Genomic DNA, 12,530 nt, shown 5'->3' with positions numbered 1-12,530 from the left:
CCTCGGCGCGGCGCCAAATCGCAGGCGCGCGCCGAGGGCCGCGCCACCGCGCAAGCCGGCGGTCGCAAAGGCAAACCGGGCGGCCGCTGACCGGGACCGGCCGGCCTGCTAAAATAGCCGTCCCCGCACCACCCCGCACACGTTGGAGAACCGAATGCAGCAATACCTGGACCTGATCCAAACCGTCATCGACACCGGCAGCTGGCAAGACAACCGCACCGGCATCCGCACCCTGAGCGTGCCGGGCGCAATGATGCGTTTCGACCTGACCAAAGGTTTTCCCGCGGTAACGACCAAAAAGCTCGCCTTCAAGTCCGTGGTGGGCGAACTGTGCGCCTTCCTGCGCGCCTCGCGCAGCGCGGCCGACTTCCGCGCGCTGGGCTGCAAGGTCTGGGACCAGAACGCCAATGAAAACCAGCAGTGGCTGGACAATCCGTATCGCCAGGGCACCGACGACCTGGGGCCGGTCTACGGTGTGCAGTGGCGCCAATGGCCGGGCTACAAGCTGCTCGACGCCGACCAGGAGGCGCAAATTGCCGACGCCCTGAAGAAAGGCTACGCCATCGTCTCGCAGGTGGAGGAGGAAGGCGTCCAGAAAGTCCTGCTGTACAAAGCCATCGACCAACTGCGCGAATGCCTGGACACCATCGTCCACAACCCCGGCAGCCGCCGCATCCTGTTCCACGGCTGGAATCCCGCCGTGCTGGACGCCGTCGCCCTGCCCGCCTGCCATCTGCTCTATCAGTTCATACCCAATCCATCGACCAAAGAACTGTCGATGTGCCTGTACGTGCGCTCCAACGACCTGGGCCTGGGCACGCCGTTCAATCTGGCCGAGGGTGCGGCGCTGATGCATCTGGTCGGCCGCCTGACCGGCTACACGCCGCGCTGGTTCAGCTACTTCATCGGCGACGCCCACATCTATGAAAACCACATGGACATGGTGCGGGAACAGCTCAAGCGCGAACCACTGCCGCTGCCGCAGCTGATCATTTCCGACCGTGTGCCGGCCTACACCCCGACCGGCAAATACGAGCCTGAATGGCTGGAGAAAATCGAACCGTCCGACTTCATGCTGGAAGGCTACCAGCACCATGCGCCCATCACCGCGCCGATGGCCGTATGACCACGCGTCTGGACTTTGTGCCAGGCACGCTGTGCGACGAACGCATGTGGAGCCGTCTGCTGCCCTTGCTGGACGGGAGCTTCGAATTCAACCACGTTCCGCTGTACAAGGCGCACACGCGCGAACAGATGCTGGAACTGATCGGCGCCCACAGCGCGCCGCGGGCCAACCTGGTCGGCTTCTCGCTCGGCGCCTACCTGTCGGTGGAATATGCGCTGGCCTATCCGGAACGCGTGAAGTCGCTGACCATCATCGGCAGCGCCGGCAAAAAGCTGGGCGACAAGGAAAAGGCCACGCGCGAGCGCATCATTCCGCAACTGGAAAAAAACCACTACACCGGCATGACGCAGATGCGCCTGCGCGAAATCGTCGCGCCCGAACATCTGGACGATGCCGGTATCATCGACGTGATCCAGCGGATGGCCGTGGACCTGGGCAAGGAAGTGCTGCTGGCGCAGTTCCGCAGCACCATCGAGCGCCCCGACCTGATGGCGCGCGTGCACGCCTTGCGCTGCCCGGTACTGATCATCGGCGCGGAACAGGACAAGCTGGTCCCGGCGGACGACGTCCGTGAACTGGCCGCCAACTGCCCGGACGCCGAACTGCACCTGCTCGAAACGGGCACCGGTCACATGATGCCGCTGGAAGCGCCGCAGGCGCTGGCAACTCATCTGCGGGGATTCTTCCACCACGCCGGGCGTTGAGCGTCAGGCTGTCACGTTCATCGTCTCGGCCATTTCCTCGTGGCCGCTGCCGCAGAAGTTATCGCACAGGAAGCCGAATCTGCCTTCGGCCTCCGGCTTCTGCCTGACCTGCACCGGCTTGTCCATGACCAGATCGGCAAGCAGGTTCAGTTCCGGCACGCTGAACCCATGCGGGAAATCCACCGCCGTCAGCTCTCAGCTCGATCACGTTGGGCGAAAACCGGAATTTGCGTGCCTCGATCCTGATCACGCGTTCTTTGCCCCTGGCGTAGATACGCCGCCCGACATCAATCCCCAGGGCCTGCTGGACTTTTCGCGGCGCCTGCACGCCGCCGACAGCGATTTTCAACGATAATACCGGCTCAATCCAGTTTCAGTATCACCATGAGCCATCTGACCATCATCGTTGCCACCGACGCCAACCGCGGCATCGGCATCCACAACACCCTGCCGTGGAAACTGCCGGAGGACATGGCGCACTTCAAGCGCCTGACCACCGGCCATCCCATCATCATGGGCCGCAAGACCTTCGATTCCATCGGCCGCCCGCTGCCCAACCGCCGCAACATCGTCATCACCCGCAACGCCGGCTGGCGCCACGACGGCGTCGAAGCCGTCAACTCCATCGAGGCCGCGCTGGCGCTGGTCGAAGACGCTGACGCCTTCGTCATCGGCGGCGCCGAGATCTACCGGCAGGCGATGCCGCTGGCGAGCCGGTTGATCATCACGCAAATCGCCCATACATTCGACTGTGATGCGTTCTTCCCCGAACCCGATGCCGGCGTCTGGCAGGAAACCGCGCGCGAAGCGCACGTCTCGCCCTCCGGTTTGCACTACGCTTTTGTCACCCTGCGCCGCAAGGCCTGAGTTTTATTAAGGATACCCATGTCTGGTCAAGGCTTTCACGTACACGGACCGCACGATCACGCGGTCGAACACGCTGCACACGGCAGCGACGGCTTCTCCAACAACATCGCCGTGATGACGGCCATCCTGGCCACCGTCGGCGCGGCGTTCGGCTACCTCGGCGGCGCCACGCAGAACGATGCCGCGCTGTTCAAGAACAACGCCGCCATCGACAAGACCGAGGCGGCCAACCGTTGGAACTATTACCAGGCCAAGTCCGCCAAGCAGAACCTGGCCGAGCTGGCAATCACCCTGCCCGGCGTCGATCCCAAGCGCTACGAGACCGAGGTCGCCCGCTACAAGCAGGAGAAGGAAGACATCAAGAAAGATGCCGAGAAGTGGGAAGAGTCCTCCAAAGAATGGAACCACAAATCGGATGAGGCCATGCACAAGCACCACCAATGGGCGCTGGCCACCACCGCCGAGCAGATCGCCATCTCGCTGGCCGCGATCACCCTGCTGACGCGCAAGAAATGGATGATGGGCCTGGCCTACGGCGTGGCCGGTGTCGGCATCGCCCTGGGTGTCATGGCCTGGCTGGGCGGCCACTGAGCGGCCATTGCGCAACATTGACCGGAAAACATGATGCCGGCTGTCACGCTGGCGTCATGCCGGCAGTGCATTCTGTTACGATAATTTTTTCCCGCAGCGGCCCTATTTCTGCGAGAATCCCGCTTTATTTTTTTGGCGGCCGCAGGGTCGCGCCCTAGCCCGCCCCTCCATATCCGGTCAGGGGCGGCTGCTTTTTTGGAGACATGCATGAAATTTCGTTTCCCCATCGTCATCATTGACGAGGATTTCCGTTCCGAGAACACGTCCGGCCTGGGTATTCGCGCCCTGGCCGATGCGATGGAAAAAGAAGGCATGGAAGTGGTGGGCGTGACCAGCTACGGCGATCTGGCCCAGTTCGCCCAGCAGCAATCACGCGCGTCGGCCTTCGTGCTGTCGATCGACGACGAGGAATTCGGCACCGGCTCGGTGGAAGACACCGACACCGCGCTGAAATCGCTGCGCGCCTTTGTCGAGGAAATCCGCTACAAGAACGCCGACATCCCGATCTACCTGTATGGCGAAACACGCACTTCGCGCCACATTCCCAACGACATCCTGCGCGAGCTGCACGGCTTCATCCACATGTTCGAGGACACCCCGGAATTTGTCGCGCGCCACATCATCCGTGAAGCCAAGTCCTATCTGGACGGCCTGGCGCCGCCGTTCTTCCGCGCGCTGGTCGAGTACGCCAATGACGGTTCCTATTCCTGGCACTGCCCAGGTCACTCGGGCGGCGTGGCGTTTCTGAAATCGCCGATCGGCCAGATGTTCCACCAATTCTTTGGCGAGAACATGCTGCGCGCCGACGTCTGCAATGCGGTGGAAGAACTGGGCCAGTTGCTGGACCACACCGGCCCGGTCGCCAAGTCCGAGCGCAATGCCGCGCGCATCTTCAACGCCGACCATTGCTACTTCGTCACCAACGGCACCTCGACTTCGAACAAGATGGTCTGGCACTCGACCGTGGCACCGGGCGACATCGTGGTGGTCGACCGCAACTGCCACAAGTCGATCCTGCACTCGATCATCATGTGCGGCGCCATCCCCGTGTTCCTGATGCCGACCCGCAATCACCTGGGCATCATCGGGCCGATCCCGCTGGAAGAGTTCTCGCCAGAAAGCATCATGCGCAAGATCGAGGCCAACCCGTTCGCCCGCGACGCGGTGAACAAGAAGCCGCGTATCCTGACCATCACCCAGTCGACCTATGACGGCGTGGTGTACAACGTGGAAACCCTGCGCGAACTGCTTGACGGCAAGATCGACACCCTGCACTTCGACGAAGCCTGGCTGCCCCACGCCACCTTCCACGATTTCTACAAGAACATGCACGCGATCGGCAAGGACCGGCCGCGCGCCAAGGAATCGATGATCTTCTCGACCCAGTCGACCCACAAGCTGCTGGCCGGCCTGTCGCAGGCCTCGCAGGTGCTGGTGCGCGAGTCGGAAACCGTCAAGCTGGACCAGGACGCCTTCAACGAGGCGTACCTGATGCACACCTCGACCTCGCCGCAATACTCGATCATCGCCTCCTGCGACGTCGCCGCCGCCATGATGGAAGCGCCGGGCGGCGCCGCGCTGGTGGAGGAATCGATCCTGGAAGCGCTGGACTTCCGCCGCGCCATGAAGAAGATCGACCAGGAATGGGGCAAGGACTGGTGGTTCAAGGTCTGGGGTCCGGAAGAGTTCGCCGAAGAAGGCATCGGCTCGCGCGAAGACTGGATCATCAAGGCGGAAGACGACTGGCACGGCTTCGGCAAGCTGGCGCCGGGCTTCAACATGTTGGACCCGATCAAGGCCACCATCGTCAATCCGGGCCTGTCGCTGGACGGCCAGTTCGACGAGACCGGCATTCCGGCCTCGATCGTGACCAAGTACCTGGCCGAGCACGGCGTCATCATTGAAAAGTGCGGCCTGTACTCGTTCTTCATCATGTTTACCATCGGCATCACCAAGGGCCGCTGGAACACGCTGCTGACCGCTCTGCAGCAATTCAAGGACGATTACGACAAGAACCAGCCGATGTGGCGCATCCTGCCGGAATTCGCGGCCGCCAACCCGGTCTACGAAAAAGTCGGCCTGCGCGACCTGTGTCAGCAGATCCACGACTTCTACAAGGCCTACGATGTGGCGCGCCTGACCACCGAAATGTATCTGTCGGACATGGTGCCGGCCATGAAGCCGTCGGAAGCGTTCGCCAAGATGGCGCACCGCGAAATCGAACGCGTCGCCATCGACGAGCTGGAAGGCCGCATCACCTCGATCCTGCTGACGCCGTATCCGCCCGGCATTCCGCTGCTGATCCCCGGCGAGCGCTTCAACCGGACCATCGTCGATTACCTGCGCTTCGCGCGCGACTTCAACGAGCGCTTCCCCGGCTTCGAGACCGACGTGCACGGGCTGGTCAAGCGCGAAGTCGATGGCAAGCGCGGCTATTTCGTCGATTGCGTCAAGCAATAAACTCGCCGTTCAAGCGCACCAGGGCAGCGCAAGCTGCCCTTTTTTTGTCATAAACATTGTGAATAACTCAAGGAAGACACAAGCTGAGCAACACAATGTCGCAATTTTAATTTGCGGCGACACAATTTCAACATGAACGCAACACCTTGTCAAAAATTAATATCCGTTTTCACCCTAATAAGTTCCCGTATTTTGTGGCGAACTCCGCCGATCTCCGTCAAAAAAAATTCCCCAAAGTTAACATTGCAGCGCGGAATTGAAATCGCCTTTTTATTTCCCAAAAAAATTATTTTACAATCGGCTCGTGTCAAATAATTCCGTTGGGAAACTAAATGAAACTAGGAAATCTCCGGTACGCCCTGCCGCTGACCTCGCTGCTTATATTGTCCGCCTGCGGCGGTGGCGATGGCCAAAACCTGTCTTCATCGAACGATGCCAATACTTTCGTCGCCACCGCTGGCCTGGTGGTGCAAGGCGGCGCGGGCGCCAGTTCCAGCCGCGTTGTCCAGGGTGGCGCCGCGGCCGCCCCCACGGCCGCTGTGGCCGCCAGCCCGATCTCTCCGGCCGAGGCATCCCGCTTCCTGGCCCAGGCAACGTTCGGCCCTACCGAGAAATCCATCAATGACGTCGCCGCCAGCGGCCAGGCGGCCTGGATTGAGGCGCAATTCGCGCTGCCACGTACCAGCCACCTGGCGACCATGAATGCGCTGGCCCCCAGCTTGGGCGGCGTCGCCAACCTGACCACCAATAATTTTCTGGAAAGCTGGTGGAAGCAGGCCGTCACTGGCGACGATCAGTTGCGTCAGCGTGTGGCCTACGCGCTGTCGCAAATTTTCGTGATCTCGACCCAGCAGGTTGCCATCTATAATTTCCCGCGCGGCGTCGCAAATTACTACGACCTGCTGGAGAAAAACGCCTTCGGCAACTTCCGCGATCTGCTGCAGGACGTGGCCACCAGCCCGATGATGGGCCTGTACCTGTCGCACCTGCGCAACCAGAAGGAATCGGCGACCCGCATGCCGGACGAAAACTTCGCGCGCGAAATCATGCAGCTGATGACCATCGGCTTGTATGAACAAAAACAGGACGGCACGCTGCTGCTGCAAAATGGCAAACCGGTGGAAACCTACAGCCACGCCGACGTCATGGGCCTGGCGAAAGTCTTTACCGGCTGGTGCTGGGGTGGTCCGGACGCGTCCGAAGCGCGTTTTTATGGCACGCTCAAAGACGCCAACCGTGAAACCATGCCGATGCAAGTGTACTCGGCTTTCCACTCGACCTCGGAAAAGCGCTTCCTCGGCAAAACCATCGGCAGCGGCACCACGGCCGAAGCCGATATGAAAGTGGCACTGGACACGCTGTTCAATAACCGCAACACCGGCCCCTTCATTGCCCGCCGCCTGATCGAACGCCTGGTCACCAGCAATCCTTCGCCGGCCTACGTGTCGCGCGTGGCGCTGACCTTTGCCGACAACGGCCAGGGCGTGCGCGGCGACATGAAGGCGGTGATCCGCGCCATCTTCCTGGCGCCGGAAGCCCGCTACGCCAACGCGCCGGGCGTGACCGCCTCGCCCAAGGTACGTGAACCGGTGATCCGCCTGACCAACTGGATGCGCGCCTTCAACGTCACCTCGAAGTCGGGCCGTTTCCTGATGTTCAACACCGATAATCCGGTCCAGCAGCTGGCGCAGACGCCGATGAACTCGCCGTCGGTGTTCAATTTCTACCGTCCGGGCTACGTACCGCCGAACTCCGATCTGGCCGCCAAGAACCTGAGCGCGCCGGAACTGCAGATCGCCACCGAGCCCTCGGTGATCGGCTACGTCAACTTCATGCGCTACGCCATCAACTCGGGCACCGGCGGCGCCAGCGGCGTACCGGACCTCGTGCCCAACTACACGGCCGAGCGGGCGCTGGTCTCCCAGCCGGAGGCGCTGGTCGACCGCGTCAAGCTGCTGCTGCTGAACGGCAATATGTCCAGCTCGCTGCGCAACCAGATCCTCAGTGCCGTCAAGTCGGTGCAAGACCCGGCGGTGGCGACCAACGCCGCCGACGCGACCGTGTCGCGCGATTCGCGGGTTTCCCTGGCCATTTTCCTGGCGATGGCTTCGCCTGAATACGTCGTACAGAAATAAGGAGTTAAAAATGAGCAAAGAGCAATTCTCCCGCCGCCGTTTCCTCAGTTCCATGCTGGCCGCCGCCGGCGCCAGCGCCGCGCCGTTTGCGCTGAACCTGGCCGCCATGGGTACGGCCGCGGCACAGACCGCCGGCGACTATAAAGCCATCGTCTGCTTGTTCATGGTCGGCGGTAACGACCCGTTTAACACCGTGGTGGCCACCGACCCGGCGTCGTGGTCGGAATATACCCGTCTGCGTGGCGGCAACGACAACGGCAACCTGGCGCTGCCGGCGCCGGGCCAGAGCCGCGGCCTGCTGTCGATCACGCCGAATACCGCCCAGACGGGCCGCAGCTTTGCACTGCACCCGTCGCTGGCGCCGCTGAAAACCCTGTTCGACGGCGGCCGCGCCGCCATCGTCGCCAACGTCGGCACGCTGGTGCAGCCGACCACGCTGGCGCAGTACAACGCGGGCTCGGTGGCGCTGCCGCCCAAGCTGTTCTCGCACAATGACCAGCAATCGGTCTGGCAGTCGGGCGGTCCCGAAGGCACGGCGTCGGGCTGGGGCGGTCGCATGGGCGACCTGGTGGCATCCGGCAACGGCAATGCGACCTTTACCAGCATTTCCACCGCCGGCAATACGGTATTCCTGTCGGGCCGCAGCGTGCGCCAGTTCCAGGTTCATCCCAACGGCAATCCGCCGGTGGAGGTGCTGACCGGCTCGCTGTTTCACACCACCCCGGCCGGCAACTCCTTGCAATCCATCATCACGGCGTCCAGCAACGACCCGATGGAAAAAGAGTACGCGGCCATCATGCAGCGCGCGATTGCCAGCCAGTCGGTGCTGGCCAGTTCGCTGCCGGCGGCCGGCGCGAACGGCGTGCCCGACCCCAGCGCCTTCGTCAGCCCGGTGACTGGCCAATCCAGCGTCAACCCGCTGGCGAAACAGTTGCAAATGGTGGCGCGGTTGATCGCCGGTCGCGGTGGCATGGGCGCGAAACGCCAGGTATTTTATGTCAACATGGCCGGTTTCGATACGCACAGCACCCAGCTGGACGACCACGCCGAACTGCTGGCCAAGGTGGCGCACGCCATCGCCTACTTTGACAACATGATGGCCAGCCTGCAGGGCACCGACATGCGCAAACAAGTCACCCTGTTCACCGCTTCCGACTTCGGCCGCACCTTCGCCAGCAATGGCGACGGCACCGATCACGGCTGGGGCTCGCACCACTTCGTGGTCGGCGGCGCGGTCAAGGGCAAAGATATTTACGGCGTCTTCCCTCCCAGCGGTGAGGGCCACGCGCTGGACGTCGGCTCGGGCGCCCTGCTGCCGACCGTCTCGGTGGACCAGTATGGCGCCACGCTGGCCAGCTGGTTCGGCCTGTCCGCAGCCCAGATCGCCGATGTGTTTCCGAACATCGGCAACTTCAGCACCCGCAACCTGGGCTTCATGAACGCCGCCTGAGCCTAAGCGGACACCGCCACCACCAGCGTCGCCACATAGCCGTCCGTGGTGTTGCCGCTGATGGTGGCCATCTGCAGCGCGTAGCCGTCGCTGAACACGTTATCCGTCGCAAAGCTGATCGACGCCAGGTTGCGCACGCTGGCGCTGTAGCCGGTGGTGGCGTAGACCTCGGTACTGGTCGCCACCGGGAAAGTGAACTGCGACGTCTTGATGCGGCTCGATGCGGTGGTCGCCTTGGCCAGCGACGGGTACACCTCGAAGTGCACGTGCGGCACGCGGCCCGAGTAGCAGCCCGGATAGATCGAGGTGAAGGTGATGTTGCCGCCGCTGTCGGTTTCCTGCACCCCGCGCAGGTAGTTCTGGCCAGTCACGCCGCTCGAATACAGCGAATAATTGCCGTCGCGGTCGCAGTGCCACAGGTAGACCGCGGCGTTGGCCAGCGGCGCGCAGTTGTTGTTGGCGTTGACGATCTGCAGCTTGATGGTCAGCGGTACGCCGGCCGCCGCAGCGCTGGCGCTGCCGAAGCTGCTGCGGATGTCGCTGCGCACCACGCCCGACTGGGTCAGCACATTGACCACGCCACTGTTGTTGCTGTTGGTGGCGTCGGCCGGATAAGGGCCGCCGGTCTCCTCCGGAATCACCGAACAGGAACCGGTGGTGGTGGTGCCCGTGCCGGAGCTGCCGGTGGTGCTGGTGCCCGTGCTGCCGGTCGTGGTCGTGGTGGTGGTGGTCGAGGTCTGCGTGGTGGCGGCGCTGCCGCCCGCGTCCGAGCCGCCGCCACATCCCAGCATCGGCAACGCCGAGGCGCCGGCCAGCAGCCAGCGCAGGGTCTGGCGGCGGTCGTGGTTCAGATTGAGCATCGCGGCCAGATCGTCGGCCAGGCTGTGATGGTGATCGTCGTGCATATCCATATCTTTTCCGGTGAGTGAAGCCGCCGCGCAGGACGCGCGGCGACGGGTACTGCGCTTAAACCGTGGTGTCGACCAGGTTGCCGCTGGCGCCGTGGTGGCCGACCTTGCTGGACAGCGCCTGCAGGAAAGCCTCCAGCCTGGAGGCGATGGCTGTGCCGCCGCTGTTGTCGGTGCTGTCGGCGGCATCGGTGCTGCCGGCGGCATCGGTGCTGACGCCCAGCTTGTCCAGCAGATTTGCAAAGCTGCTTTCCAGCTGGCTGACTGCGTCATCGCTGTCATTGGAGCCGCTGGCGCTGCTCGTGCTGTCCGAACTCAGCTTGGAAATCAGGCTTTGCAGGTCGGCATCCAGACGGCCCTGGCCGCCTTGACCGCCGGCCTGCTGCTCGCTGTACGGTGGCGGCGGTTCGCTACTGCTGTTTTGTGCATGCAGCGCTCCCATCAGACTCTGCAGAAAGCTGCCCAGCGCGGCGGCGGCATCGGCGCCGTCGGCGCTGTCGCTGGCGTCGGTGCTGGCGGTCGTGCTGGCCGAGCTGTCCGAGGTGCTGGCTGTGCTGCCGCTGTCGCTGACGCCGATCGCCTTCAATGCCGCGGCGATGGCGTCGGCGAAACCGCCGCCTGCCCCGTCCGGCGGCGGTGGCGGCGGACGCACGCCGTCGGTACTGTTGCTGCTGCTGGCGTTGACGCTGCTCAGGCGGCTCAGGAAGCTGAGCTGGCTGCTGGAACTCAAGGCACTAATCGACATACATTTCTCCGCTGGTGGGTTGAAGGAATCACGGACGCGGCGGGTGATGCGGCTGCTCCGCCGTCAACTGCGTGCGCTGCTCCGGCGTCAGCACGGCCAGCAGTTTCTGCTGAGTCCGTACGTGGTGTAGCGCGAGGTTGGCCTCGGCGGTGGCGGCCTCCTTGGCCAACGCGGCGGCCTTGGCGTCGTCGTACTTGTCGGCGCCGGCCATCTCGCGCAGTGCCTGGCGCGCCTTGGCGGCCGCCTTGCCCTGCTCGCGCAGATATGGTTGCTCCGCATGCAAGATCGCGAAGATCTTGTCATCCTGCGCTTCGGTCAGTGCGATGCCGTGGAGGAATGGCGGACGGCCGGGACCGACGCCGGGCATGGGACCGGGGCCGAACCCGGGGCCGTGCTCCGGGCCACCGGCCCCGGCACCTGCGCGCTCGCCGGGGCCGTGTCCAGGGCCGCCGGATGGTGGACCGGCGTCAGCGCCATCGTCGGCGAATCGGCCGGGGCCGCGCGGACCGTGCTGGTCCTGGGCGGCAGGCATGGGTCCGGCCATCTCTTCATCGGCACGGGCGGCGCCGCCCACCGTACACAGTGGCAGCGCCATGACGGCGGCCAGCACGATGTTGCGTACGCTAGCTGTTGGTGTCTTCATGCAAATAATCCTTGTTCTTGGTGGAGAGCCACCATTCTCGATGTCGCCCCTGTTAAGCGCGGTAAGCGCAACGTAAATCGGCGTAAAAATGTCAGTCTGACATTCAATTACCTTCAGGAAAATCTTTGTAAATCGGGGTAAAACCGGGCATGGCCACGGTTTCGGGCTGGTATCATGGACGACCTCCATCCAACCAAGCGCGCTGCAATGAAGAGCAAAGTACTGCTGATAGACGACGACATCGAACTCGTCGGCATGTTCAAGGAATATCTGGAACAGGAAGGATTCGACGTCAAAGCCGTGCACGACGGCGAGGCCGGCACCGCCGAGGCCAACACCGGCCTGTACGCCATCGCCATCCTCGACGTGATGATGCCGCGCATGAACGGCCTGGAAACCCTGCGCCGCATCCGCACCCACAGCCAGTTGCCGATCCTGATGCTGACCGGGCGCGGCGACGATACCGACCGCATCGTCGGCCTGGAGCTGGGCGCCGACGATTACGTGGCCAAGCCGTGCACGCCGCGCGAGCTGACCGCGCGTATCCGCGCCATCCTGCGCCGCGCGCAGAGCGCCCCGGCCGACAGCGGCACCTCGAGCGCGATCACGGTCGGCCAGCTGACCATGTATCCGGAACAGCGCCGCGCCACCTGGGCCGGCGACAAGCTGGAACTGACCAGCACCGAGTTCAACCTGCTGGAAGTATTGGCCCGCAACGCCGGCAAGCCAGTCAGCAAGAACACGCTGTCCGAGCAAGGGCTGGGCCGGCCGCTTGCCCGCTTCGACCGCAACATCGACGTCCACCTCAGCAGCCTGCGCCACAAGCTCGGCACCATCGCCGACGGCCGCTCCTGCCTGCAGACCGTCTACCGGCTGGGATATCAGCTGATCAAGGAGTAAG

Annotated in this window: 12 protein-coding genes; 8 read left to right on the top strand and 4 right to left on the bottom strand. The window is 63.4% G+C overall.

The features are described from left to right. The first annotated feature begins 154 nt into the window (after positions 1 to 154). Positions 155 to 1,126, top strand: coding sequence for a thymidylate synthase (locus E4L98_RS03425; RefSeq protein ID WP_135200172.1), 972 nt, complete (start codon positions 155 to 157; stop codon positions 1,124 to 1,126). Continuing rightward, positions 1,123 to 1,830: an alpha/beta fold hydrolase gene (locus E4L98_RS03420; RefSeq protein ID WP_135200171.1), complete on the top strand. Its 708-nt coding sequence runs from the start codon at positions 1,123 to 1,125 to the stop codon at positions 1,828 to 1,830. Before E4L98_RS03425 ends, E4L98_RS03420 begins: the two co-directional genes overlap by 4 nt. Positions 1,831 to 1,833: 3 nt before the next feature. Here E4L98_RS03420 and E4L98_RS03415 read toward each other — a convergent pair whose 3' ends face one another. Beyond that, the gene (locus E4L98_RS03415) at positions 1,834 to 2,013 is read right to left on the bottom strand and encodes a cupredoxin domain-containing protein (RefSeq protein ID WP_135200170.1); all 180 of its coding nucleotides are present in this window, start codon (positions 2,011 to 2,013) and stop codon (positions 1,834 to 1,836) included. A 201-nt stretch (positions 2,014 to 2,214) separates the two neighbouring features. Here E4L98_RS03415 and E4L98_RS03410 point away from each other — a divergent pair, with 201 nt between their 5' ends. From E4L98_RS03410 to E4L98_RS03390, 5 genes are all read left to right on the top strand, one after another. Continuing rightward, complete coding sequence (locus tag E4L98_RS03410) at positions 2,215 to 2,697, top strand: dihydrofolate reductase (protein WP_135200169.1); 483 nt, start codon at positions 2,215 to 2,217, stop codon at positions 2,695 to 2,697. 18 nt (positions 2,698 to 2,715) lie between these two features. Beyond that, complete coding sequence (locus E4L98_RS03405; protein ID WP_135200168.1) at positions 2,716 to 3,288, top strand: DUF4337 domain-containing protein; 573 nt, start codon at positions 2,716 to 2,718, stop codon at positions 3,286 to 3,288. 207 nt (positions 3,289 to 3,495) lie between these two features. Continuing rightward, positions 3,496 to 5,748 carry an arginine/lysine/ornithine decarboxylase gene (locus tag E4L98_RS03400; RefSeq protein WP_135200167.1) on the top strand — a complete coding sequence of 751 codons (2,253 nt, stop codon included), beginning with the start codon at positions 3,496 to 3,498 and terminating at the stop codon, positions 5,746 to 5,748. 332 nt (positions 5,749 to 6,080) lie between these two features. Continuing rightward, positions 6,081 to 7,883 (top strand): DUF1800 domain-containing protein, encoded by a 1,803-nt coding sequence (locus E4L98_RS03395; RefSeq protein WP_135200166.1) that lies wholly within the window; start codon positions 6,081 to 6,083, stop codon positions 7,881 to 7,883. A 10-nt stretch (positions 7,884 to 7,893) separates the two neighbouring features. Next, entirely contained in the window at positions 7,894 to 9,333 is a 1,440-nt protein-coding gene (locus tag E4L98_RS03390) for a DUF1501 domain-containing protein (RefSeq protein WP_135200165.1), read from the top strand. A 2-nt stretch (positions 9,334 to 9,335) separates the two neighbouring features. On the opposite strand, the gene E4L98_RS03385 is transcribed toward E4L98_RS03390, so the two are convergent. From E4L98_RS03385 to E4L98_RS03375, 3 genes are read right to left on the bottom strand one after another with little or no spacing between them, the layout of a single operon-like run. Further along, positions 9,336 to 10,244, bottom strand: a complete 909-nt coding sequence (locus tag E4L98_RS03385) for a dioxygenase family protein (RefSeq protein WP_135200164.1) — start codon at positions 10,242 to 10,244, stop codon at positions 9,336 to 9,338. 55 nt (positions 10,245 to 10,299) lie between these two features. After that, positions 10,300 to 10,986, bottom strand: a complete 687-nt coding sequence (locus E4L98_RS03380) for a hypothetical protein (RefSeq protein ID WP_135200163.1) — start codon at positions 10,984 to 10,986, stop codon at positions 10,300 to 10,302. Between the two features lie 28 nt (positions 10,987 to 11,014). Then, positions 11,015 to 11,629 carry a Spy/CpxP family protein refolding chaperone gene (locus E4L98_RS03375; RefSeq protein WP_135200162.1) on the bottom strand — a complete coding sequence of 205 codons (615 nt, stop codon included), beginning with the start codon at positions 11,627 to 11,629 and terminating at the stop codon, positions 11,015 to 11,017. Positions 11,630 to 11,836: 207 nt separating this feature from the next. Between E4L98_RS03375 and E4L98_RS03370 the strand changes: the two genes are divergently transcribed. Then, the gene (locus E4L98_RS03370; protein ID WP_135200161.1) at positions 11,837 to 12,529 is read left to right on the top strand and encodes a response regulator transcription factor; all 693 of its coding nucleotides are present in this window, start codon (positions 11,837 to 11,839) and stop codon (positions 12,527 to 12,529) included. Position 12,530 lies beyond the last annotated feature (1 nt).

This window comes from Duganella callida, from assembly GCF_004614165.1.
Classification (GTDB): Bacteria; Pseudomonadota; Gammaproteobacteria; order Burkholderiales; family Burkholderiaceae_D; genus Rugamonas; species Rugamonas callida.
Note: the sequence above shows the minus strand (reverse complement) of the source record. Positions and strands in the feature narration are given on the sequence as shown.